Annotated in this window: 21 protein-coding genes; 10 read left to right on the plus strand and 11 right to left on the minus strand. The window is 64.9% G+C overall.

Annotation, left to right across the window (positions count from 1 at the left end; genetic code table 11):
• The first annotated feature begins 46 nt into the window (after positions 1-46).
• Complete coding sequence (locus H156_RS0106835) at positions 47-1,087, plus strand: hypothetical protein (protein WP_017365947.1); 1,041 nt, start codon at positions 47-49, stop codon at positions 1,085-1,087.
• Between the two features lie 39 nt (positions 1,088-1,126).
• Positions 1,127-1,480: a hypothetical protein gene (locus H156_RS0106840; RefSeq protein ID WP_017365948.1), complete on the plus strand. Its 354-nt coding sequence runs from the start codon at positions 1,127-1,129 to the stop codon at positions 1,478-1,480.
• A gap of 44 nt (positions 1,481-1,524) precedes the next feature.
• Here the strand turns inward: H156_RS0106840 and H156_RS0106845 are convergent, their stop codons facing one another.
• The 7 genes from H156_RS0106845 to rlmM all read right to left on the minus strand — a co-directional run bounded on the left by H156_RS0106845 (position 1,525) and on the right by rlmM (position 9,377).
• A complete protein-coding gene (locus H156_RS0106845; RefSeq protein WP_017365949.1) occupies positions 1,525-2,010 on the minus strand; it encodes a type IV pilin protein in 486 nt (161 codons plus the stop codon).
• 6 nt (positions 2,011-2,016) lie between these two features.
• On the minus strand, positions 2,017-5,415 hold the full coding sequence (locus H156_RS0106850; RefSeq protein ID WP_017365950.1) for a pilus assembly protein: 3,399 nt from the start codon (positions 5,413-5,415) through the stop codon (positions 2,017-2,019).
• 25 nt (positions 5,416-5,440) lie between these two features.
• Positions 5,441-5,989 (minus strand): pilus assembly PilX family protein, encoded by a 549-nt coding sequence (locus tag H156_RS0106855; protein WP_017365951.1) that lies wholly within the window; start codon positions 5,987-5,989, stop codon positions 5,441-5,443.
• A 27-nt stretch (positions 5,990-6,016) separates the two neighbouring features.
• Entirely contained in the window at positions 6,017-7,117 is a 1,101-nt protein-coding gene (locus H156_RS0106860; protein WP_238536893.1) for a PilW family protein, read from the minus strand.
• Between the two features lie 2 nt (positions 7,118-7,119).
• Positions 7,120-7,710, minus strand: coding sequence for a type IV pilus modification protein PilV (gene pilV / locus H156_RS0106865; protein WP_017365953.1), 591 nt, complete (start codon positions 7,708-7,710; stop codon positions 7,120-7,122).
• The gene (locus H156_RS16430; protein WP_161625738.1) at positions 7,707-8,255 is read right to left on the minus strand and encodes a GspH/FimT family pseudopilin; all 549 of its coding nucleotides are present in this window, start codon (positions 8,253-8,255) and stop codon (positions 7,707-7,709) included. The genes pilV and H156_RS16430 overlap by 4 nt, the downstream gene beginning before the upstream one ends.
• A gap of 63 nt (positions 8,256-8,318) precedes the next feature.
• Positions 8,319-9,377 carry a 23S rRNA (cytidine(2498)-2'-O)-methyltransferase RlmM gene (gene rlmM / locus H156_RS0106875; protein ID WP_017365955.1) on the minus strand — a complete coding sequence of 353 codons (1,059 nt, stop codon included), beginning with the start codon at positions 9,375-9,377 and terminating at the stop codon, positions 8,319-8,321.
• A 79-nt stretch (positions 9,378-9,456) separates the two neighbouring features.
• Here rlmM and H156_RS0106880 point away from each other — a divergent pair, with 79 nt between their 5' ends.
• Positions 9,457-10,677 carry an ABC transporter ATP-binding protein gene (locus tag H156_RS0106880; RefSeq protein ID WP_017365956.1) on the plus strand — a complete coding sequence of 407 codons (1,221 nt, stop codon included), beginning with the start codon at positions 9,457-9,459 and terminating at the stop codon, positions 10,675-10,677.
• A 25-nt stretch (positions 10,678-10,702) separates the two neighbouring features.
• A complete protein-coding gene (locus H156_RS0106885; RefSeq protein ID WP_017365957.1) occupies positions 10,703-11,125 on the plus strand; it encodes a M67 family metallopeptidase in 423 nt (140 codons plus the stop codon).
• Between the two features lie 4 nt (positions 11,126-11,129).
• Here H156_RS0106885 and H156_RS0106890 read toward each other — a convergent pair whose 3' ends face one another.
• The 4 genes from H156_RS0106890 to gatC form a co-directional block, all read right to left on the minus strand.
• On the minus strand, positions 11,130-13,784 hold the full coding sequence (locus H156_RS0106890) for a cation-translocating P-type ATPase (protein WP_017365958.1): 2,655 nt from the start codon (positions 13,782-13,784) through the stop codon (positions 11,130-11,132).
• A 154-nt stretch (positions 13,785-13,938) separates the two neighbouring features.
• The gene (gene gatB, locus H156_RS0106895) at positions 13,939-15,369 is read right to left on the minus strand and encodes an Asp-tRNA(Asn)/Glu-tRNA(Gln) amidotransferase subunit GatB (RefSeq protein WP_010959467.1); all 1,431 of its coding nucleotides are present in this window, start codon (positions 15,367-15,369) and stop codon (positions 13,939-13,941) included.
• Positions 15,370-15,395: 26 nt separating this feature from the next.
• Positions 15,396-16,853, minus strand: coding sequence for an Asp-tRNA(Asn)/Glu-tRNA(Gln) amidotransferase subunit GatA (gene gatA, locus H156_RS0106900; RefSeq protein ID WP_017365959.1), 1,458 nt, complete (start codon positions 16,851-16,853; stop codon positions 15,396-15,398).
• Between the two features lie 53 nt (positions 16,854-16,906).
• Positions 16,907-17,194, minus strand: a complete 288-nt coding sequence (gatC, locus tag H156_RS0106905) for an Asp-tRNA(Asn)/Glu-tRNA(Gln) amidotransferase subunit GatC (RefSeq protein WP_017365960.1) — start codon at positions 17,192-17,194, stop codon at positions 16,907-16,909.
• 104 nt (positions 17,195-17,298) lie between these two features.
• On the opposite strand from gatC, the gene H156_RS0106910 reads away from it, so the two are divergent.
• From H156_RS0106910 to H156_RS0106935, 6 genes are all read left to right on the plus strand, one after another.
• On the plus strand, positions 17,299-18,342 hold the full coding sequence (locus H156_RS0106910) for a rod shape-determining protein (RefSeq protein WP_010959470.1): 1,044 nt from the start codon (positions 17,299-17,301) through the stop codon (positions 18,340-18,342).
• Between the two features lie 18 nt (positions 18,343-18,360).
• On the plus strand, positions 18,361-19,263 hold the full coding sequence (gene mreC, locus H156_RS0106915) for a rod shape-determining protein MreC (protein WP_017365961.1): 903 nt from the start codon (positions 18,361-18,363) through the stop codon (positions 19,261-19,263).
• Positions 19,250-19,741 (plus strand): rod shape-determining protein MreD, encoded by a 492-nt coding sequence (gene mreD / locus H156_RS0106920; protein ID WP_036246190.1) that lies wholly within the window; start codon positions 19,250-19,252, stop codon positions 19,739-19,741. Before mreC ends, mreD begins: the two co-directional genes overlap by 14 nt.
• Before the next feature lie 30 nt (positions 19,742-19,771).
• Entirely contained in the window at positions 19,772-21,607 is a 1,836-nt protein-coding gene (mrdA, locus tag H156_RS0106925) for a penicillin-binding protein 2 (protein WP_017365963.1), read from the plus strand.
• Entirely contained in the window at positions 21,604-22,737 is a 1,134-nt protein-coding gene (gene rodA, locus H156_RS0106930) for a rod shape-determining protein RodA (RefSeq protein ID WP_010959474.1), read from the plus strand. Before mrdA ends, rodA begins: the two co-directional genes overlap by 4 nt.
• 158 nt (positions 22,738-22,895) lie before the next feature.
• Positions 22,896-24,074: a D-alanyl-D-alanine carboxypeptidase family protein gene (locus H156_RS0106935; RefSeq protein ID WP_017365964.1), complete on the plus strand. Its 1,179-nt coding sequence runs from the start codon at positions 22,896-22,898 to the stop codon at positions 24,072-24,074.
• Positions 24,075-24,086 lie beyond the last annotated feature (12 nt).

Raw genomic sequence — 24,086 nt, forward strand, 5'->3', positions numbered from 1 at the left:
TGTCGGTTTCGGGCTGCCGCAACCGTTGTCCCCGGAGTCGAGAACGATGAACCGTCCCTTCCCACCCTCGATCGCTTTTCGGAAAGCATGGCTGGCGGGCTTTCTGCTTCTGGCCGCATCCCCCGTCCGAGCCGGGCTGACCGCGGGGCAACTCATCGACCAGGTGGGGATCTCCCAGGCCGACGTCGCACGCTTGCAGAAAGGAGAGATCGTTTCCTATTCGGTGGTCGAGACCGGTAGCAAATCGCTGGCGACCGGGATCGCCATGTACCTCAAAACGGCGCCGGCCCGGATCGTCGAGGTCGTCAGGCGCGGCGAACTCGCTGCCCGCGATCCGGACGTCACGGCTCGCGGTGTCGTGCCCAGCGGTGCCGGGGTCGAAGCCTTCGCGAAGTTCGCCTACGGCCGGGCGCAGGTGGACGAGGCTCGCGACCTGCTGAACGTCCGGCCGGGTTCCGGTTTCAATCTGTCGGCCGAGGAAATCGCCGGCTTCGCCGCGCTGAAGGCGAGCCTCGCCAGCGACGACGACGAAACGGTGGTGGAAGCCGTGTCCAGGCAGTACCGCTCGGTGCTTGCCGCCCGCCTGAGGGCCTACCGGAGCAAGGGGCTGGCCGGCATGGCCGCATACGAACGCGGCGACGGTGACAAGGCCGATCCGGCCGCCGAGCTGACCGATGCCATCCGGGCCAGCAAGTTGCTCGGCGATCGGTTCCCTGGGTTGCAGAAGGCTCTGCTCGGCTATCCGGCGGAGATGCCGGCCGGTGCGGAGGATTCGTTCATCTGGCTCAATCGCATGGTGCAGGGACGGCCCACCCCGATCCTGGTCCACCGCATCATTCATGCCGGGAACGACGGGGCCCTCCTGCTACAGAGCGCCTTCTACGTCGGCCATTCCTACGATGTCAGCCAGACTCTCGCCGGCACCGTGCCTTACCTCGATGGCGCCCTGGTCTTCTACTCGGTGCGTTCTTCGACCGACCAAGTCACCGGCCTCGGCGAGGCACTGAAGCATTCCATCGGCCGCGGTCAGATGGAGAAGGAAATGATCGAGAAGTTCCGAGCGCTCAAGGCCAGCGTGAAAGGCTGAAGTCCTCGAGTCCTTTCAACCCCCACCAGCGACACGCCCATGAACGAAGCCGCCGCGAACCTGTCCGGATTCCCCAAGGAATATGCCTTCCTGCTGCTGGGGACAGGCCTCGGCTTCTTTCTCGGCTGGCTGGTGTCCCGGATCGGCGGACCGGCACGGACCGCTCCTGGACGAACCGCAGGTGGGGCCGGCATTCCCTCCGATGCGCAGCCCGTCGACGTGGTCGTGAACGGAAAAATGGTCAGGCTGCCCTCCGATACCGCGGCGGAGATCCGCAGGCTGATCCGGGACGGCAATCCGGGTGGAGCGGTCAATCGGCTGAGGGAGGCGACCGGGCTGCGACCGGCGGAGGCCAAAGCCGTGATCGATTCGCTGGCGCGGATCGGGGATTGAGGCTCACCGTCTCCACTGCGGCGGGTTGACCGCCCTTCCCGCTTTCACCAGTTCCAGCAATCGGCGACCGAGCCGGAGCCGGATTTTCCTTTCACGCCCAGGGAGTTCAGGGTGAGATTGCCGCAGAGTGCGTCGGTGTGCGGACTCTGCGGCGTCGCTTGCAGCGTGAAGCCATTGGCGTCGGCGGCGGTCACGGAAATGACGTAATGGCCTTCGTCGGATTTCCCGTTGGAGGCGAAACCGAGTCTGGTGACGTCGCTCGTATAGGTCTTGTTGTCCATGAAGTACTGCTCCTCGCGTGCGGCGGCCCGCAGGAGCGCGGCTTTGCCGTCGGCGCGGCGGGTCCGGACGATGTGTTCTTTGTAGGACGGGTAGGCGACGGTGGCGAGGATGCCGATGATGGCCACGGTGATCATCAGTTCGAGCAGGGAGAATCCCCGCCCTCGCCGGATCGAGTCCGTGGCAGGCTCCAGGCCGCCTGCCGCCCGGGGGGCGGGAGTGACGCTCACCTTTCCGTTCGGTTCGGCCACGTCCGTTCACTCCTTTTCGTACCAGTAGAGCCGGTTGATGCCGGAATTGCCGACCGGATTGGACAGGTCGGGATTCGCCGGCAGGTTGCCGGCCGTGACGTAGAGTTTACCGTTGACGGCGACGGTGACGGGATCGCTGGGCAGTCCCCGGCCGGTGACGGTGAAGCGCTCGTTGGCCGGGGTCGCCGCGTTGAAGTTGAAGACGCCGGCCGCGTCGGCGAGACGGATGACATAGGTCAGCGACTCGCCTTCGTTGGGTCCGCACTGTCCGGAAACGCTTCCGCCCTGAGGCGCATAGGTGCTGAAATAGACCGAGCCGTTGTAGGTGAGCGGGCTGGAGAGCACTTTTTCGCCGCTGGCCGAACTGCCGATGTCGATGTACCAGCCGGATTTGTCGGGATGGACAGTGGTCGAGCTCGTCAGGTTGTCGAGATCCGCCAGGGTCTTGACCGGTCCCGTCGGCGGCGAGCCGCTGGCGACGTAGGTGTCCTTGAACATGTAAAACTGGTTCTGGACGTTGGTATCGAGTGGGTGCTCGCGGTCGCCGGAGCCGATCAGCACGGCATCGAAGCGGCTTGAGCCGGCGGGGGACGGCACGAAGTCCGGACGGTGGAAGAAGCGCCGGTCCGGCTGTCCGGCATGGCGGCCAACCGAGAGCACGGGGGTGAGGGTCCAGTGGGCGGGCTCGTTGTAGGACGTGGTGCCGTCCGGTTGCACGTAGGCCAGGTCGGCGCGCCACAGCACGCCGCCGGTGTCGCCGACGTACAGGCGGTCCACCATACCGTTGTCGTCGGTATCGACCGCCGTGACCTTGGAGGGAATGCTGTCGGCCAGTCCGGCATGCTGGAACGTCGTTGCCGATGAGGCACCCGATCCTTTGACTGCTTTCCAGACCAGTGCGCCGGTTTTGGCGTTGACGATGTAGATCGCGTTGCCCTCGGTGTCGTCGGTGCCGGTCGCCGCGTTCCGGGCATTCGCGGCGCTGGCTTCGTCTTTGCGGGTGCCATAGCCGCCGCCGAAGATGAGCACGGGTTTGCGGCCTTCGCCCCAGTCGAGCTGGGCGATGGTGGGATCGGAGAAGGTGTAGCCGAGTTCGTTGAAGTTTCCGCTGGCGTCGTTCTTCTCGATCGTCCAGAGCATCCTCGGGGTGTCGGGATCGGTGATGTCGAGCGCGTAATAGCCCTTGCCGCCGCGGCGCATGCCGATGAAGGCGATGACCTGGTCGGCGCCGTTCACGGTGCCGTCGCGGTCCATGTCGTTGACATAGACCGCTGCGGTGCCGTCGAGTCCGTAGACATGGGGTGTCGCCGCGCCGTTGTCCGAGAGCGGCTTTAGATTGCCGAGCAGCCGGCGGGGAATGAAGGCCCAGTCCTCGACGCCGCTGGGTGTTTCAGTGGTGGTGCCTCCCGAAGCCGAATTGCGGAACATGTGCAGGAAGCCGTCGTTGCCGGAGACCAGGATGCGGACGTCCTGAACGTCCCGCGAATAGCCGCTGCGTGCGCCGTAGTTGAGCGGCACGGCGGCCGAATGCAGCGGATCGGCCATCAGCCACTTGCGCTTGGCCTGGTTGGCCGGCGACGCCCAGGGGTGGGCCTCGGTGTAGTTGCCGTCGCCGTCCTCGTCGTTGGCGTCCTGTCCGCGGGCGAACTTGAGCAGTTTCACGGCCGTGGCCTGATCGTCGCTGCTGGCGGTGCCGTAGCTCGCGGCATCGCTCCAGACCTCGCCGCTCTTCGCCCCGTTCAGACGGAGCGTGTTCCAGAGCGCAGCCGCGGTGGTCGAATCGGCGTTCAGTGCGCGCAGGGCCGTCGCCGTGCCGTTGCTCAGACTGTCGGGTTCGGTATAGAGCTTCCGGGCGCCGCTGGTGGAGTTGCTGTCGCCGGGCGAGTTCGTCAGGAATCCGGGGATTCTTTGGCCGCCGCCGCCGCGGCCCACGCTGCGGCCGTCTTTTCCAACCACTTCGCCCTTGCCGGTATCGGCGTAGGTCTGTACATCGAAGCCGGAAGCGCTGGTCCAGTAGGTGAGCGCTTCATGCTTGATCCTGCCGTCGATGGGAGAGATCGCTTCGATCGGCGGACTGGATGCGTCCAGGACCTGGAGTCGGTGCGTGGTGGGATCGGATGCCAGCTTGAGCCGTTTCAGATTGCCGTTCCAGCGGGGCGCCTGTTCCGGCTGGAAGATGGAGAAAAACGCGTGATTCAGCGACTCCGTGCGGTTGAAGACGTTAACCGGTGAGGCGGCCGAGACGAAGGTGGTGCTCACGCTCAGCACTTCCTTGAAGACCTCTTTGAGGGAGGCGATCAGCACAGTGGGATCGGTGCTCAGCGGCAGCGCATTGTTGGTTCCGCCGGCGACCGCGTAACCGTTGGTCGTGGTGTTGATGTTCGTGGGAGCGACGAAGAAATAGGACGTGACGTTCTGTACGTCTTCCAGGTTGCCGGCGCTGCCGTAGGTGCCGTCCGCCAGATCGGCGTCGCGCATCCAGCGGATCACGTTGGCGAAGGCGCTGTTGCTGGTGCCCGGATTGAGGCCGTTCATACCGCCCGAGTCCTTGCTCTGCCTGATTGCGGCGTCGGAGTCGTTGTCCTTGTTGGAGACCTGGAACATGAAGTTGATCATGAACACCTTGGAGCAGTTGTCCACCAGTGGGCTCACGTAATTGGTGCCGTTTTCGATGCCGCTGTCCCACTTGAGCAGCCGGTCGTCGAAACTCGTTCCGGGGTTGTCGACGTCGAGGTTGTCGTTCCGGTTGCTGTCGCCGTAGTCCTGCCAGCCCTTGTGGCCGTTGAAGATGGCCTGGCCGGTCAGGTAGCGGAACAGCTCGAAATAGAGCTCCTTGCCCTGGAAGTCGTGGGCCAGGTTGCCTTGCGGCACGGGAATCCGGGCCAGGGCGTCATGGAAGCGCGCCTTGTCGGTGCTGAAACCTCTCAGCACGTAGGCGCCGTTGCTGCACTGGCCGCTGGGGCCGGCGCCGCACTGGCCGGTGGTGGAATCGGCGTGGTTGATCATGAGTCCCACCCGGACAGTGGCGAGCTCGGTGCCGAGATCGTCCATGGCCTTGCGCAAGGCGGCCCGGATCAGGTCGAAATGGGTCACGTCGCCGCTCGAGGGCAGATAGGTGGTTCCCGAACTGGGGGAGACAGTCGTCCTCAGCGAATGGCAGTCGTCGCCGTGTTCATCGTCGCCATCCTCCTGATGGTCATATCTGTGATCGTCATGCTCGTCGTCTTCACCGGTGCCTTGGCATACCAGTGCGCCCAGGTTCGAGCGGTAGTCCAGGCTGAACATCACCAGCGGTTTCCCGCCCAGCGAGCCGCCGCCAGCGAAATAGATGTCGGTGTCGTCCGCCCGGCCGGCGCAGAAGGGGGCGGCGATCGAAAGCACCATGATTGCGGGTTGGATTTTCATCGTTCTTCTCCGGATTCGACAGGTGCTAGGGGGTGGGCGCGGGTGTCGGTGTCGGGTCGGGAGTTTCGCTGTCGTAACGCACCGAGCCGCTGGAGACGAGGGTGCCGCGGACGGCGGACACCACGCCGGCGCGGGTGGCATCGGCGGACGATCCGGCCGGCGCGCCGTCGTAGTCGCTTTCGATGACGCGCTCGAAGACCTTGTTGCCCTCCTCGCGTCTGGACGAGCCGAAGGCGATGCTGCCGCGGACCCGGACGTGCACCGGCGGTGTCGTCAGCGGTGATGGCAGGGCCGGCAGCGACAGGCCGTTGCAGGTACCGTAGGGATAGCTTGCGGTGCAACGTACATTGTTGCCCATCCGGTCCAGGTTGAGATCGATCGCTTCCGCCGCGACGTAGTCGGCAGCCGCCTGCGCCTGCTGCAGGCCGTTGATGCGGGCCTCGGCGTTGCGCGCCATGCGGACGCTGGTGCTGCTGGAATGGATCGCCGCGATGCCCAGCATCGTCAGCACGATGGTGAACAGCAGGCCGACGACCAGGGCGGCGCCGTTTTGCGTGCTTCTTTTCCGGGCCATCGCCGTCTTCCCCTTCCGACGAAATGCTCAGTGATATTGCTGGTTCCGCAACTGTACCGTGGTCGTGAACACTTTTCGGCGGAAGTGGTCACCGAACGGTCCCAGTGTCACCGAGCCGAATGTATAAGTCTTGTCATCAGTGTAGCTTGAATCGGATTCCATGCTACGCACCAACACGTGGACTCTGGCACTGATGGCGCAGTCGAGCTCGTCGGGGGTGATGGCGGCATAATCCTCCCGGGTGGAGAGATACCGTTCGGGGATGCCATCCATGTCGCAGGACTCATCGGTCATGTTGCCGTCGCCGTCATCGATGCCGAATTCGATGTGGAAATATTCGATACCTTCGGCGATTTCTCCCCCGTCATCCGACTCGAAAATGATGGGGTTCCCGGTTTGTCGACCCAGGGTCTTTCGTATCAGCCTGGGCGCACACCGCGGATCGGTGGGTTTGCTGGCGCATTGTCTCGCCGTGTAACCTCGGCTGATGTAATAGACATGGACGACATACCGCCAATAGGCCGCGGAGCTGGAGCTGACCGGACAGTCGGGCGGCTCCGGCGGCGTGGCGGTGGATACGGGAAGTCTTACGAGATTGCCATTGGAGCCGCTGGTTCGCAGATAGATCAGTCCCGCGAAACGGTCGTTCCTTTTGTCCTCTCCGGTCTGACAATAGACGGGCTTGCCTTCTGCGTGCCTAAGGGCCAGCAGATTGGTTCCAGGCTTGAGATAGTCGTTGGAGTTGAAGCAGGGCCAATCGGCAGGTATCGAGTCCGCCGACGGGGCCATGAGGTAGTGCGTGGCCGGAGACGAGGACGTCGTCGTGGTCGTCCAGTTGGTTCCGCAGTCATTCTGCACGCTGATGGCCGAGGCGGAAGGGCAACGGCTCAGGTCGTTGCAATCGGCGCCACCCCAGAATCCCGCCAGCGCCAGGTCGCTGGCCAGCAGGTTGAGGGTGAACCGTCCGTTTTCCTGCATCAGCGCGAATTGCTCGTTCTGGCGGTAGTTGGTCTTGTGCTGCACGAACAGACTGCCGATGGCGCCGACCACCAAAAGGCCCAGCACCATCGATATCAGCAGTTCCACCGTGGAAAACCCCATCAGGCCGCTCCATCTCGGAATTTTCATGCTCAGATGCATCCTCCGCTGACGCCTTCGCGGCAGATATAGGTGCTGATCCGGAAAATCCGGCGGTATTCGTTGTTGGTGCCGTATTGGCCGTTGCCGCAGGTGTCAGATGCGTTTTCCGACCCTGCTTCGGGCAGGGCAGGCTCGCGGCCGCGCCAGACGATGGTGACGGTGTACTGGCCGGAGCCGCCTGCATTGCTGCTGGTCACGCACAGCGTGGGGTTGGCCAGCCCGCCAGTTTTGGAGACATTCGTTCCGGTGCCGGTCGTTTCGGCGGTGCCCAGCAGGCTGCGCTGGAAGTCGCGGCGATCGCAGACCGCCAGGTTGGCCGGCCCCGCGCAGTCGAGCGAGTCGCTGAACGTGGTGTTCGCGTTGAGGGTCCCGGTGTAGCCGGACAGGGCTTCGGTGTTCAGCCGCATCCGCTCCAGCACGTCCTGGCCGATGGCTGCGGCCAGACTGCGCTGGGCGGATTCGAACGCGGCCTTGCGGGCGGTGATCTGCAGGGCGGCCAGGCCCAGCAGCGCCACGGCAAAGATGAACACGCTGACGAGTACTTCGATCAGGGTGAAGCCGTTAGGGCGAGACCGGTTCATTGGCAGTCGCTTTCGGAAAGATTGACGCCATTGCTGCCCTTTTCCTGAATCTGGTTGCCGTCGTCGTCGCGGGTGGTCCGCAGGCGTCCCGTCATCGCCAGCACCAGACCTCGCGCCTTGGTGTAACCGCGGCTGTCGCAGAAGATGAAGGTGCCGTTGTTCACACCGCTCAGGAACCCCTTGCCGCCGTAAACCACCCGGTTGCTGCCGGTGTACTTGATGGTCATGGTCAGCGACGAAGAAACCGGGTCATGGACTCTCAGTACAGTTGCACCGGCCACCACGATCCAGCCGTCCGTCCAATTCTTCGAGTCGTCGCAGCCGGTGCCGGCGGTGTTCCGCTTGCATACGGTGACCTCGGAGTTGCGCTTCACGGCCTCACTGCGGGCATAGCTCAAGTCGGCCACCAGCGAATTGATCTGGGCCGCCATGCGGTTGTCCAGGATCAGATCGCGGAAACCGGGTATGCCCACGGTGAGCAGGACGGCGGCGAGGGCGATCCCGATCATGAGTTCGATCAGGGTGAAAGCGGCGGTTCTGCGCATCGGCGACTCCAGGAGCGGCGAACGCATGAGTTTCAAGCCTCTCTCCCTTCGGGAACGTTTGATCTAAGACACCAGCTCGAGAAATCCCGTCACTTCTTCCCGGTCGTGGTAGAGCTGGCGGAATCTCAGGCGGTGGGACACCCCTTGTGCGGCTAGCCGTTCCTCGATCAAGCCGCGGCAGCGTTCGACTTCCTCGTAGCGCCTGTTCATCGGCAATTTTAGATTGAACACGGCATAGCGGAAGGCGCCGTCGGCCGCCCAGTCGGCCACCAGCCGAGCGATCCGCGAGGGCTGTTCCACCATGTCGCAGACCAGCCAGTCGACCGGCCTGGAAGGGCGGAAACGGAAACCGTCGGTGCGCAAATGGGTCACCAGACCGGAGTCCAACAGTGCTGGATCCAGGTTGCCATTGTCGACGGCAGTGGTGCGGATGTGGCGCCGCACCAGTTGCCAGGTCCAGCCGCCGGGGGCGGCGCCCAGGTCGACGGCGCTCATGCCGGGGCGCAGCATGGTTTCGGGCCGGTCGACGAATACCAGGAACGCTTCTTCGAGCTTGAGCGTGGACCGGCTCGGCGCGGAGCGGGGAAGCTTGAGGCGGGGGATGCCGCAGGGCCACGGCGCCGAATCGTCCGGCAGCGTGTAGCCCAGATAGGCGGCGGTCGACGTCAGAAAGAACACGTGCAGGCGTGGGGCCTGCGGTCCGCCGCCGAGCAGGCCGGCCGCGGCGGCGGCGAAAGGACGCTCGAACTTGCGGGTGAAGGCGGCCAATTCCTTGGCCTCGTTGGTGTCCGCGGTTTCCAGCCAGAGCGTCGAATAGCGCCGCTGCAAGCCGGCCGCCGTGTCGAGGAGCGGGGTGATCCGGTCGTCGACCGGGAGGTCGGCCAACGGTCCGCTGGCGAAGATCCGCTGGCGGGCGAATATCAGTGCGTCGAACCGCAGCCTGGCGGCTCGGTTGGCCAGGATCTCGGGCTCGTGCGCCACGAAGACCACATGGGCCGAGTTCTCCTTGGCCCGGACATGGCCGGAAATCCCCGCCGCCTGGGTTTGGACCAGGATTTCGGCCGCGCATTCCTTTTCGAAGCCGCGGCGGCAGTAGAGGAGGATCGAGGAGGGCGATGTCAAGGCTTTACCTGGGCGCGGGGCTGGTTTAAGTTGGAACCGGCGAAAGCTGTGCATTCTAACCGACATCCTCGTCCCGACCGTGAGTTTCCCCCGTATCCTGGCCCACCGGCTCGGCAAGAAATTTTCCCGCTCCCTGGGGCATTCGCTATGGCATCGTACGCAGGATCTGGGGCGGCGCCTGATCGGGCGACGGCCGACGCCGGTCTTGCGGGCGGGTGAATTCTGGGCGGTGCGAGACGTGTCCCTCGAAGTCGCGGCGGGCGAGTGCCTGGGACTGGTCGGCCCCAACGGTGCGGGCAAGAGTACGCTGCTACGGATGCTCGGCCGCGAATACCGCCCAGACGCCGGGCGGATCGAATTGCACGGGGCGGTGAAATCGCTGATCCGCTTGGGACACGGGCTCCAGCCGATGTACAGCGGGCGCGAAAACGTCTATCTCAAGTGCGCCGAGCTGGGACTGTCCAAGCGCGACAGCGACGCCAGGCTGGACGAAATCGTGGCCTTCGCCGAACTGGAGGCGGTGTTGGAGCGACCGGTCAAGCATTATTCCGATGGCATGTACGCCCGCCTGGAGTTCGCCATCGCCACCTGCATGCCGGTCGATATCCTGCTCATCGACGAAGTGCTGGCGGTGGGTGACGTCGCATTCCAGTTGCGCTGTCTCGAGCGGCTCCAGACCCTCAAGCGTGAAGGCAGCGCCCTGGTCTTCGTATCCCATTCCGAAATGAACGTGCTCCATGTGGCCGACCGCTGCCTGCTGCTGTTCGACGGCCAGACCGTGGTCGAGGGACGGCCGGAAGCCGTGTTCGGGAAATACTACGAGGCCGTGGGTTATCTCAATCGCGACCTGAAGTCGCTCGGCGTCTTGCCGACTAGACCTCCGGACGTTTCCGCCGGGCTGGATTTTTCCGGGTCGGCGGACGAGCCATTGCAGGCCAACCCCGGCCAGCCGTTGGCGTTCGAACTGGAATACCGGGCCGAGCGCGATTTCGAGGCCGTCGATCTGCGGCTCGAATTCTGGAATACGGCGGGTCTGTTCGCAGCCAGCACACTGACGCCGGCGGACAGCCGGCCATGCCTGGCCGGGGGGCGGGGGCGCCTTCGGGTGGAACTGCCCTTCCTCGGCCTGGATGCCGGGATTTACGACGTTGCCGTGTCGGCGAAGGCGGGCGGGCGCGACCTGGCTTACCGAGGGAAGGCCCGGCGAGTCCAGGTCCTGCAGACGGCTTACGATCGCCCCGCCGGCTTCGGCGTCATGGAAGCGCATATCTGGACGGCACCTTCAGGCAGGCCGTCTTGAACGTCCGCTACGGGAGACGACCTCAGTGACCAAGGAACAGTGTGTGATTCCCAGGTGTCTGATCAATCAGATTCTGCGTTTGGCCCAGGCATCGCCGGAGCGCGAGGTCTGCGGGCTGGTCGGTGCCACCGCTGGGCGGAGGATGCGCTGTTATCCGGTGCCCAACGTCGCCGAACGCCCGGAATGCCGTTTTCTTCTCGATCCCAAGGGGCAGATCGACGCCCTGCGCGCCATGCGGGAGCGGGGGGAGGAACTGTTCGCGATTTTCCATTCACACCCCACGGCCGCAGCCATTCCATCCCCGGCCGACCTCGAGTTCGCCGCTTACCCGGAGGCGCTGCATCTCATCGTTTCGCTGGGCACGAAAGGAGTGCTGGAAATGCGGGGCTTCCGTATCGGATCGTCGTCCAGGCCGCGCGAGGTCGAACTCCTGTTGGCCCCGGAATGATCCGTCAGGCGGCGGTCTGGCGGTCTTCCCGATAGATCCAGCCGCGCCGACGCATCCATTTCTCCAGTTCCACTGCCCAGAACACGAGGGTGGACAGGACGAGACAGGCAGCCAGTTCATGCGGTTCCAAGGCCTCCGTCCGGAAGATGGGGTGGAGGGCCGGGATGTAGAGCACTGCCATCTGCAGCAGGAATGTGAGCAGGACGGCGCCGAGCAGGGGCTTGTTCGAGAAGAAGCCCAGCGCGAAGAACGACACCCGTTCCGATCGGACGGCAAGGACATGCCCCATCTGCGACAGGGTGAGCACGGTGAACACCATGCTTTGCCAGTGAGCCGAACCGGTATGGTAGGCCCATGCCTGCGACAGCAAAGAAACGCCCCCCATCAGCAGCCCGATCCAGAGAATGTGTTGCCACATGCCATGCGCGAAGATGCTTTCCTGAGGCGGACGCGGGGGGCGCTGCATGATGCCGCGTTCTTGGGGCTCGACCGCAAGGGCCAGGCCCGGCAGGCCGTCGGTGACGAGATTGATCCACAGGATGTGGATGGGGAGCAGTGGAATGGGGAGCATGAGGAACGGCGCGAGGAACAGTGTCCATATCTCCGCCGAATTGCTCGTCATCGTGTATTTGATGAACTTGCGTATGTTGTCGAAGATGCGCCGCCCTTCCCGCACGGCGGCGACGATGGAAGCGAAGTTGTCGTCCAGGAGGATCATGTGTGAGGCTTCCCGCGCCACGTCGGTACCGGTCTTTCCCATGGCCACGCCGATGTTGGCGCATTTCAGGGCGGGCGCATCGTTCACCCCGTCGCCGGTCATCGCCACGAACTCGCCTTTGTCCTGCAGGGCCCGGACGATCTTGATCTTCTGCTCCGGGGCGACGCGGGCGTAGACCCGGATTTCCTCCACCCGTTTCTCGAATTCCGCCAGGCTCAGGCGGGCCAGTTCCTCGCCCGTCAGGACCGGGGCGTCCTCGTCGGCGATGCCGAGGCGGAGGGCGATGGTGCGTGCGGTCGCGGGATGATCGCCGGTGATCATGACTGGCTTGATTCCCGCCGTCTTGCACAGAGCCACGGCTTCCGCGGCTTCGGGCCGCGGCGGGTCCATGAGGCCGACGAAGCCGAGGAAGCACAGCCCGGTTTCGACGGTTTCCGGACTCGGCTCCGCCGGCGGCTCCGGCCATTCCCGGAAAGCGAGGGCCATGACCCGCAGCCCCTCCGCCGCCATGCGTTCGGCAATCTCATGTAGCTCGTCGCTCTGGATGGGGACGGGACCCTGGATTCTCCATACCGTCCGACAGCGCGGCAACAGCATTTCCGGCGCGCCTTTGGTGTAGGCGACCAGTCCTTCCCCTTCACGGTGCAGCGTCGTCATCAGCTTGCGTTCGGAATCGAAAGGAATTTCGGCGGTGCGCGGACATGAGGCGGCGAGATCGATGCCGGAATGGCCGGCTGCGGCGGCGGCTTCGTACAGGGCGGTCTCGGTGGGATCTCCCAGGAGACGCCCCTCCTTGTCGACCCGGACATCGTTGTTCAGGGCCATGGCCCGCAGCATCGGCTCCGGCAGCTCCGGGCCCGGCCGGCCGTCGGCATAGAACGCCTCGGCCCGCATCCGGTTCTGAGTGAGCGTGCCGGTCTTGTCCGAGCAGATATAGGTGACCGAACCCAGCGTTTCGACCGCCGGGAGGCGGCGGATCAGCACGTGCTGGCGGATCATCTTGCGCGCGCCCAGCGCCAGGGAGACGGTCGCGACGGCCGGCAGGGCTTCCGGAATGGCGGCGACCGCGAGGCTGACGGCGGTGAGGAACATCAGTATCGGCTGTTCGCCCCGCAGCAGTCCGACGACGAAGATGATGGCGCAGATCGCCAGCACCAGCAGCGCCAGCCGCTTCCCGAGTTGGGCGAGGCGGTTCTGCAGGGGCGTGCGGCTTTCCTTCTCCTCGCGCAGGAGCTGGGCGATCTTGCCGAGTTCCGTTTCCATGCCGGTGGCGATCACGCTGCCCAGGCCCCGGCCGTAGGTGACGACCGTGCCCTTGTAGACCATGTTGCGGCGGTCACCGAGCGCAGCGTCGGGATTGCGTATCGCTTCGGTGGACTTGCCGACCGGCTGGGACTCGCCGGTGAGGGCGGCCTCTTCCACTCGGAATTGGGCCGTGTCCAGCAGACGGATGTCGGCCGGCACGATGTTACCCGCTTCCAGCAGCACCAGGTCGCCGGGAACCAGCTCGTGGGCCGGCAGCTCGTGATGCTGCCCGTCCCGCACCACCCGCGCGAGGGGGGCGGCCATGCTCTTCAAGGCCGCAATGGCGCGCTCGGCACGGTATTCCTGGACGAAGCCGATGGCCGCGTTGAGGATGATGATCACCACGATGGTCACGGTATCGGCGATCTCGCCGACCAGGCCGGAAACGATGCCGGCCAGCATCAGGACGCCGATCATGAAGTCGGCGAACTGACCCAGCAGCATGGCCAGCGGGCCGCGCGGCCGCTGCTCGATGATGAGGTTGGGGCCCCGTTCGGCGAGCCGTTGTTCGGCCTCCCGTTGCGACAGTCCCTTCTGCGGGTCGACCTTGAGCCAGGCAGTGATCTGCCACGGTTCCAGCAGATGCCAGTGCGCCGGCGGGTGAGGTTTCCGGGTCGCGTGGTGCTTACGTTTCATGGGAAGGCCCTCGGTGTTTCATCCTTAAGCAGCAGGGACTGGACGATTCACCTAGGGTAGCCGGCCCGCCGCCCCGGCGGAAGGGCTGGCAGGGCCGGCTCTCGCCTTTCGGAGAGACCCGAGACCTCACCGAAAGACGCTTTCTCTTTTCGGATTACTGCAGCTTCTTCTTGAGCAGTTCGTTGAGCTGGGCGGGATTGGCCTTGCCCTGGGTGGCCTTCATGGCCTGGCCGACGAAGAAGCCGAACAGTTTGTCCTTGCCCGCGCGGTACTGGGCCAATTGCTCCGGGTTGGCGGCGATGATCTGGTCGATGATCGACTCGATGGCGCCGGTGTCGGTGATCTGCTTGAGGCCCTGTCTCTCGATGATGTCGTCGGCGCTGCCGCCTTCGTTCCACATGGTTTCCAGCACCTGCTTGGCGATCTTGCCGGAAATCGTAGCGTCGGCGATGCGGCGGACCAGGCTGGCCAGTCCGGCGGCATCGATCTTCGATGCGGTGATCTCCAGGCCGTCCTTGTTGAGGAGGCCGGACAGTTCCACCATCACCCAGTTGGCGCACAGCTTGGGGTCGCCGGCGGCCTCGCGGACCACGGTTTCGTAGAAATCGGCCATTTCCCGGCTGGCGGTCAGCACTTCCGCATCGTAATCGCTGAGGCCGTACTGTGCCTTGAACCGGTCGCGCTTGGCGTCCGGCAGCTCCGGCAGCGTGGCCTTGACCTCCTCGATGAAGCCGCTGCTGATTTCCAGCGGCAAGAGATCCGGGTCGGGGAAGTAGCGGTAGTCGTTGGCCTCCTCCTTGCTGCGCATGGAACGGGTCTCGTCCTTGACCGAGTCGTACAGCCGGGTTTCCTGGATCACCTCGCCGCCGCCTTCCAGGATCTCGATCTGGCGTGCGATCTCGTGGTTGATCGCCTTTTCCACGAAGCGGAAGGAGTTGAGGTTCTTGATCTCGGCGCGGGTGCCGAACTTCGTCTGGCCCTTGGGCCGGACCGATACGTTGGCGTCGCAGCGGAACGAACCTTCCTGCATGTTGCCGTCGCAGATTTCCAGGTAGCGCACCAGGGCGTGCAGTTTCTTCATGTAGGCCACGGCTTCCTTGGCCGAGCGCAGATCCGGTTCAGACACGATTTCCAGCAGCGGCGTGCCGGCCCGGTTCAGGTCGATGCCTGTGTAGCCGTGGAAGTCCTCGTGCAGCGACTTGCCGGCGTCTTCCTCCAGATGAGCGCGGGTGATGCCGATGGTCAGCGCTTTCCCGTCGACGTTGATGCTGAGCTTACCGCGCGCGACCACCGGCAGATCATACTGGCTGATCTGGTAGCCCTTGGGCAGATCGGGATAGAAGTAATTCTTGCGGGCGAACACCGACACCGGCGCGATCTCGGCGCCGATGGCCAGGCCGAACTTGACCGCCATGCGCACGGCCTCGCGGTTGAGCACCGGCAGCACGCCGGGCAGGCCCAGGTCGATGGCGCAGGCCTGGGTGTTGGGTTCGGCGCCGTAGGCGGTGGGGGCGCCGGAGAAAATTTTCGAGCGGGTGGCGAGCTGGGCGTGGATTTCCAGCCCGATGACGGTTTCCCATTCCATGTTCGGTTACACCTTGAAGCTGTGGGTCAATCGGCGATGCCGGCCGGGGTGCGGGTATGCCAGTCGGTGGCCTGCTGATAGCGGTGGGCGACGTTCAGCAGCCGGTCCTCACTGAAATAGCCGCCGATGATCTGCATGCCGACGGGCAGGCCGTTGGAGAAGCCCACCGGGATCGACATGCCGGGCAGGCCAGCCAGGTTCACGGCGATGGTGTAGATGTCCGACAGATACATGGCGATCGGGTCTGCGCTCTTGGCGCCGAACTCGAAGGCGACCGAGGGCGCGGTCGGGCCCATGATGACGTCGACCTCCTCGAAGGCGCGGCGGAAGTCCTCGCTGATGAGGCGGCGGATCTTCTGGGCCTTGAGGTAGTAGGCATCGTAATAGCCGGCCGACAGCGCATAGGTGCCGATCAGGATGCGGCGTTTGACCTCGGCTCCGAAGCCCTCGCCCCGCGAGCGAGTATAGAGATCGGCCAGGTCGGTGGGGTTTTCGCAGCGGTGGCCGAAGCGCACGCCGTCGAACCGGGCCAGGTTGGACGAGCATTCCGCCGGAGCGACCACGTAATAGGCCGGGACCGACAGATGCATGTTCGGCAGCGAGATTTCCCTGACGATGGCGCCGAGCCTTCTGTACTCGTCCACGGCCGCGTGGATCAGGCCGGCGATGGCGGGATCGAGCCCTTCGCCGAAAAATTCCTTGGGCAGCCCTATGCGCAAGCCGTCCAGATCGTTGCCGAGGGCGGCGCGGTAGTCCGGCACCGGCCGGTCGACGCAGGTCGAGTCGCGCTCGTCGAAACCGGCCATGGTCTGCAGCATGATGGCGCAATCCTCGGCAGTGCGCGCCATCGGGCCGGCCTGATCCAGGCTGGACGCGAAGGCGATCATGCCCCAGCGCGAGACCCGGCCGTAGGTCGGCTTGAGGCCGGTGATGCCGCAGAAGGCCGCGGGCTGCCGGATCGAGCCGCCGGTGTCGGTGCCGGTCGCGCCTGGTACCAGCCGCGCCGCGACCGCTGCGGCCGAGCCGCCGGAGGAGCCCCCGGGTACCGTGGCGGTGTTCCAGGGATTCTTCACCGGCCCGTAGTAGCTGGTCTCGTTGGACGAGCCCATGGCGAATTCGTCCATGTTCAGCTTGCCGAGCATGACCGCGCCGGCAGCGTTGAAGCGCTCGACCACGCAGGCGTCGTAGGGCGAGACGAAACTGTCCAGCATCCTGGAGCCGCAGCTGGTGCGCACGCCTTTCGTGCAGAAGATGTCCTTCTGGGCGATGGGGATGCCCGTCAGGGGGCCGGCTTCGCCTTTGGCGAGGCGCTCATCGGCGGCGCGGGCCTGGGCCAGGGCGATTTCGGGGGTGGTCGTGATGAAGCTGTTGAGGGCGGGGTCGAGCCGCTCGATGCGCGCGAGGTGGGCTTGCGTCAGCTCGACGCTGCTGAATTCTCTCCGTTCGAGACCGGCGGCCAGTTCGGCGAGGGTCTTGCGATGCATGCGGTGGGGCTCCGAAATGTGCGAATTTTGAAAAAAAGGGCGGCGGAACCGGTTTATTCGATGACCTTGGGCACCAGATAGAGTCCGGCTTCGACGAGGGGGGCATGGGCCTGGAACAGAGCGCGCTGGTCGGTCTCGGTGACGTCGTCGGGACGCAGGCGCTGGGCCTCGTCCAGGGGGTGCGCCATCGGCGCGACCCGGCCGGTGTCGACGCTGCCGAGTTGTTCGACGAAGCCGAGAATCTGCGACAGGTCGTGGGCATAGGCCTCGACCTTGTCGTCGTCGATGGCGAGGCGTGCCAGCCATGCGATTTTGTTGACTTCCGCGGCGCTGAGCGACATGAGCGTATCCTGTTGATGGACGATGTGATCCATATCATACCGCATGTCTTGCTGGCCCCCCCAGCCCGTTGCTAGAGTATGCTTTTTTGCCAGGCCGGTTCCCGATGTTTAAGCGTCTGCGCGGTTATTTCTCGAACGATCTGTCGATTGATCTGGGCACGGCCAACACCCTGATTTACATCAGAGGTCAGGGCATCGTCCTGAACGAGCCCTCGGTGGTGGCCATCCGGGAGGACAAGAACCGCGGGGCCAAGTCCATCGCCGCCGTGGGGTCCGCGGCCAAGTCCATGCTCGGACGCACGCCGGGGAACATCACTGCCATCCGTCCGATGAAGGACGGCGTCATCGCCGACTTCACCCTGACGGAAAAGATGCTCCAGTATTTCATCCACAAGGTCCACCCGAACCGGCTGCTGCGGCCGAGCCCCAGGGTCCTGATCTGCGTGCCCTGCGGCTCGACCCAGGTGGAGCGCAAGGCGATCAAGGATTCCGCCGAGGGCGCCGGGGCACGTGAGGTCTACCTGATCGAGGAGCCGATCGCCGCCGCGGTCGGCGCCGGCCTGCCCGTGAGCGAGGCCCGCGGCTCGATGGTGATCGACATCGGCGGAGGCACCTCGGAAGTCGCCATCATCTCGCTCAACGGCGTGGTGTATGCGGCGTCGGTGCGCATCGGCGGCGACCGGCTGGACGAGGCGATCATGAATTACGTCCGGCGCAACTTCGGAACCTTGATCGGCGAGGCCACCGCCGAGCGCATCAAGCACGAGATCGGTTCGGCGTATCCCGGCAGCGAGGTCAAGGAAATCGCCGTGATGGGACGCAACCTGGCGGAAGGCATCCCGCGCAGCTTCACCCTGAACAGCAACGAGATCCTCGAAGCCTTGCAGGAACCGCTCGCGGGCGTGGTGGAAGCGGTCAAGCAGGCGCTCGAGCAGACTCCGCCGGAACTGGGTGCCGACGTGGCGGAGCGGGGCATCGTCCTCACCGGAGGGGGCGCTTTGCTGAAGGACATCGACCGGCTCATCGCCGAGGAGACCGGTTTGCCGGTGGTGGTGGCCGAGGATCCGCTGACCTGCGTCGCCCGCGGCGGTGGCAAAGTGCTGGAGCTGCTGGACCGGAAAGGCGGTACCCCCTTCTTCCTCGAATAGTTCCGTTCCCCATCAGCGTTGATACGAGAGGGGCGCGCCATCAAGCTCGCATTCACCAAGAAGCCGGCCCAGAATTTCCGGCTGCTGGTTTTCGCCGTCGTCTCGCTGGTCCTGCTCGCGGCCGACCGGCGGGGAGCGATCGGCGCGCTCCGGGGCGGGCTGGATGCCGCGGTCTATCCTCTGCAGCAGTTCGTCAGTGCGCCTGTGCGCTTCGCCGAGTGGCTCCGGGAAAACGTGTCCGGCTATGCCAGCCTCCTGGAAGAAAATCAAAGGCTCAAGGAGGAGAGCCTGCGTCTGGAAGCCAGGCTGGCTAAATTCTCCGCGCTGGAGCAGGAAAACATCCGTCTGCGGGCGCTGCTGGGCGCCTCGATCAAGATCGGCGAGCATTTCCTGATTGCCGAACTGCTGTCCATCAATCTGGTGCCCTACGAGCACCTGGTGCTGGCCAACAAGGGTTCGAACATCGGTGTCCACGTCGGCCAGCCGGTGTTCGATGCCCGCGGCGTGGTCGGGCAGGTGCTGCGCGTTTCGCCGGTCAGTGCCGAAGTGATGCTGATCACCGATCCGAATCATGCCATTCCGGTCCAGGTCGAGCGGAACGGGCTGCGGACGATCGCGGTGGGCACCGGCCGGATCGACCGGCTGATCCTGCCCTACCTCAGCGGCAGCGCCGACATCCGGGAGGGCGACCGGTTGGTGACCTCCGGCATGGGCGGCGTGTTTCCCGCCGGCTATCCGGTGGCGACGGTGGTGGACATTTCCAGCACCGGCAGTTCGCTCGCCAAGGTCTCGGCGGAGCCGGTCGCCCCCCTGGACCGTATCCGCGAGGTTCTGCTGGTCTGGACCCGCAGCGATGTCCAGACTCGGGACGAGACGGGGGAAAGCCCGTCCGGCGCAGCGGCTCCGCATGTGGCGCACTAGGCGAACACCCTCCCGTATCCTGATTTTCGCGAGCCTGGCCGCTGCGATGGCGATGCGGATCGTCCCTTTGCCGCAAGATTGGGCGCTGTGGAACCCGGACTGGATTCTGCTGGTGCTGATCTATTGGGCCGTGATGGTTCCCGACCGCGTCGGCGTCGGTACGGCCTGGCTGACCGGCCTCCTGGCGGATGCGCTGACGGGCCGGTTGCTGGGGCAAGATGCGCTGGCATACAGTGTGGTCATCTATGTCGGCGTGCGATTTCACCGGCGATTTCGGGTCTATTCGATGGTGCAGCAGGTTTTGGCCGTCGTGCTGCTGCTCGGCTTGGGGCTCCTGCTCACCCTGTGGACACGCCATATCCGGGGACTGGCCAGTGCGCCGGAAGGCTACTGGTTCGCGGCGTTGTCCGGCGGGCTGGTCTGGCCCTGGGTCCGCGTCGCGCTCGACGGCCTGGGGCGCCGTCACGGCGCGGCGTAGCCTCATGCCTGCGCCGGCCCTGCCGCAGCCATGAATATCCGAGCCGCCCGCAGATTCCCGAACGACGTTCGGGTATTCCAGTCCCGCATCGCCTTCAGCGTGGTCCTGCTGCTGCTGGCGGTGGCGGCGCTGGTCGCGCGTCTGGTTTATCTGCAGATCGTCGGTCACGAGCACTACGCGACCCTGTCACAGGACAACCGCGTCAAGATCGCACCGTTGCCGCCGACACGGGGCGTCATCTTCGACCGCAATGGCGAGGTACTGGCCGACAACGTCCCTTCGTACAGTCTGGAACTGGTGCCGGAACGCATCGACGACCTGGACGCAACGCTGGCGGAACTCCAGACCCTGCTCGGGCTGAGCGACGAGGACGTGCGCCGGTTCCGCAAGCTTCGATCCCAGCACAAGAGCTTCGAGAGCATCCCTCTCAAGATGCGGCTGGATGAAGAACAGATCGCGCGTTTCGCGGTCAAGCAGCCGTTCTTTCCCGGCGTCCAGATTGCCGTGCGCATGATCCGGACCTATCCTTACGCCGAACTCACGGCGCATGCGGTAGGCTACGTCAGCCGCATCAGCGAGGCGGATCTGAAGACGCTCGATCCTTCGCTCTACAGCGGCACCTACCACATCGGCAAGAGTGGGATCGAAAAGACCTACGAGACGTTGCTCCACGGCCGGACCGGCCACCAGGAGCTGGAAACCAATGTGCAGGGCCGCTCGATCGGCGTTCTCAACACGGTACCGCCCATCCCGGGGGCCGATCTGCGCCTGTCGTTGGACATCACCCTGCAGCGCGCGGCGGTCGACGCCCTGGGTGACTACAACGGTGCGGTGGTGGCGATGGAGCCCGCGACGGGTCGGGTGCTGGCCTTCGTCAGCAAGCCGAGCTTCGATCCCAATCCCTTCGTGTACGGCATTCCCAAGGCGGATTACGACCGGCTGCAGGCCTCGCCGGACCGTCCTCTGTACAACCGTGCCCTGCGCGGCGTCTATCCGCCGGGGTCGACGGTGAAGCCGTTCGAAGGGCTGGCGGGACTCGAAGTCGGGGACCTCGCCGCCGACCGCAAGGTGTCCTGCCCCGGCTATTTCCAGTTGCCCAATTCCTCCCACCAGTACCGCGACTGGCGCAAAGGCGGCCACGGCGCCGTCGATTTGAAATCGGCGATCACCCAGTCCTGCGACGTGTATTTCTACAAGTTGGCCCTCAGTCTGGGCATCGACAAGCTGAGCGAATTCATGGGGCGGTTCGGCTTCGGCACGCGCACCGGGATCGACATTCCGGGTGAGTTGCCGGGCGTCTATCCCTCCAAGGAATGGAAGAAGAAGCGCAGCAAATACCCCTGGTTTCCTGGAGAGACGGTCATCACCGGCATCGGCCAGGGCTACGTGGGGGTGACGCCGGTGCAACTGGCGCGGGCCACCGCCATTCTGGCCAACCGGGGTCGCGTGGTCACGCCGCGGTTGCTCGATGGGGTGCAGGGAGGGGCCGGCGCGGCGCCGGAAGAACGCCGCCGGGAGGAACTGGCCATCGCGCCGGAGCATTGGGACACGGTGATCCAGGCGATGATCGACGTCGTGCACAGCCCCCGCGGGACCGCGAAGAGCATCGCCGGCGGCCTTGCCTACCATATTGCCGGCAAGACCGGGACGGCCCAGGTCTTCTCGGTGGCGCAGGGACAGAAATACCGGGAGTCGGAGGTGAGCAAGGAGATGCGGGACCATGCGTTGTTCATCGCCTTCGCCCCGGCGGAGCAACCCCGCATCGCCGTGGCCGTGATCGCCGAGCACGGGGGGCACGGCGGCTCGGTCGCCGCGCCGGTCGCCCGGGCGGTGATGGAGCGCTATCTGAGCGGGAGTGCCCCATGAGATACGATCCCGGGCTGGCCGGTTTCTCTGCCGGGGAAACCCGCTTCGAACGCATCATGAAGCGGATCCACATCGATATCCCGCTGTTCGCCGGCCTGGTGACCCTGTCCGGTGTGGCCCTGGTGATCCTGTATTCGGCGTCGGCCCAGAGCTTCGACGTGCTGTTGCGGCAGGGAATCCGTCTGCTGCTGGCCATGGCGGTGATGCTGGCCATCGCTCAGATCCATCCGCGCCATTTCCGTTTTTACAGCCCGCTGCTTTGGGGCGTGGGGGTGTTGTTGCTGGCCGCGGTGCTGGTCATGGGAGAGATCGGGAAAGGGGCACAGCGCTGGCTCGACCTCGGCGTGGTGCGGTTCCAGCCGTCGGAAATCCTCAAGCTGGCGGTGCCGATGACGGTCGCTTGGTATCTGTCCGAATGTCCGGTTCCGCCGGCCTTCCGGCATGTCGCCGTGGCCGGCGTGTTCATCGCGATACCGGTGGGGCTGATCGCCAAACAGCCCGACCTGGGGACGGCGATCCTGGTCGGCGCCGCCGGAGCGGTGGCGGTATTCCTCGCCGGCATCCGCTGGCTCTACCTGCTGGTGCTCGGCGGCGCCGGGGCAGGGCTGCTGCCTGTGGTCTGGCATTTTCTGCACGATTACCAGCGGGACCGGGTATTGATGTTCCTGAATCCCGAGGCGGATGCTCTGGGCCGCGGCTATCACATCATCCAGTCCAAGATCGCCATCGGCTCCGGTGGGTTCTATGGCAAGGGCTGGCTGCAGGGCTCCCAGGCCCAGCTGGAGTTTCTGCCGGAGAAGTCGACCGACTTCATCTTCGCCGTGGTGGCCGAGGAGTTCGGGCTTCTTGGTTGTCTGGGGTTGCTGGCGATCTACCTGTTCATCATCGGCCGCTGCATCCACATTTCGCTCCAGGCGCAGGATGCCTACACTCGCCTGCTGAGTGGCGCCCTGACCCTGACGTTTTTCGTATACGTTTTCGTCAACACCGGCATGGTCGTCGGTATCCTGCCGGTGGTGGGCGTGCCACTGCCGCTGGTGAGCTACGGCGGGACCTCCATGGTGACGCTGCTCGCCGGCTTCGGCATCCTCATGTCCGTGCAAACGCATCGCAAGCTGTTGCCGGGGTGAGCGCACGAAACGTCGCGCCCCGTTTCCCTGGTGAGGTCCGAAGTGCCCGGCAGCGGTGTTGCGGCGTGCCGGAGGGAGATGCCGCCCACCCCGGCTGTCGTCAATCGGTGGCGGGGGGCGTGGTAAACTAACGGTACTGCAAATCAACCCTACGGCGGATGAACGTGAAAGCCCTCCTGATTCACGCCCGATGGCATGTTTTCCTTTCCCTTGTCCTCCTGGCCGGATGGTGCCTGCCGCTCCGGGCGGAGCCGCCGCTGATCCCCGCCCCCCCCGAACTGCCGGCCAAGGCCTATCTGCTGCAGGATTTCTACAGCGGCCGGGTGCTGGCCGAGCGCAATGCCGACGAGCGCCTGGAGCCCGCCAGTCTGACCAAGGTCATGACGGCCTACATCCTGTTCCGTGAGCTCGCCCAGGGACACGTCAAGCTGGAGGACATGGTGACCGTCAGCGAAAAGGCCTGGCGGACGGAAGGGTCGCGGATGTTCGCCCAGGTCGGTGCCCAGATTTCGGTGGAAAACCTGCTCAAGGGCATGATCGTCCAGTCCGGCAACGACGCCAGCGTCGCCCTGGCCGAGCATGTCGCCGGCGATGAGGCCGTCTTCGCCCAGTTGATGAACCAGAATGCCGAGCGTCTGGGGATGACCAATACCCATTTCAAGAACAGCATGGGCCTGCCCGACCCGGACCACTACACCACCGCGCGCGACCTGGCGACGCTGACCCGGGCGATGATCAAGGAGTTCCCGCAGTACTATCCCTGGCACGCCATCAAGGAGTTCGTGTTCAACGACATCAAGCAGGTCAACCGCAACCGGCTGCTGTGGCGTGATCCTTCGGTCGACGGCGTCAAGACCGGCCATACCGAAGGAGCCGGCTACTGCCTGATCACATCTGCCGTGCGCGACGGCGACCGGATGGTTTCGGTGGTCCTGGGTACCAAGAGCGATACCGATCGCGCCAACGCCAACCAGGCGCTGCTCAATTACGGCTTCCGCTTCTTCGAAACCAAACCGGTTCACAAGGGCGGCGAAGAGCTCGCCAAGGCCCGCATCTGGAAAGGCGAGCAGACCGAAGTGCCGGTCGGTGTGGACGAGGATCTGTACGCGACCTTTCCGCGAGGGCAGTTCCAGAATCTGAAAACGGCGATGGAAGTGGATGCCGACGCCATGGCACCGGTCAGAAAAGGCGACAGACTGGGCAGCATCCGGGTCACGTTCAACAACGAGACCATCATCCAGCGGGACCTGGTGGCTCTGCAGGAGGTGCCGGAGGGCGGCATCTTCCGGCGGGCCCTGGACCATGTCCTGTTGTGGCTGAAGCGGCGGCAGGGCTAGATTCGCGGCGTC

Source organism: Methylococcus capsulatus str. Texas = ATCC 19069 (assembly GCF_000424685.1).
Taxonomy (GTDB): Bacteria; Pseudomonadota; Gammaproteobacteria; order Methylococcales; family Methylococcaceae; genus Methylococcus; species Methylococcus capsulatus.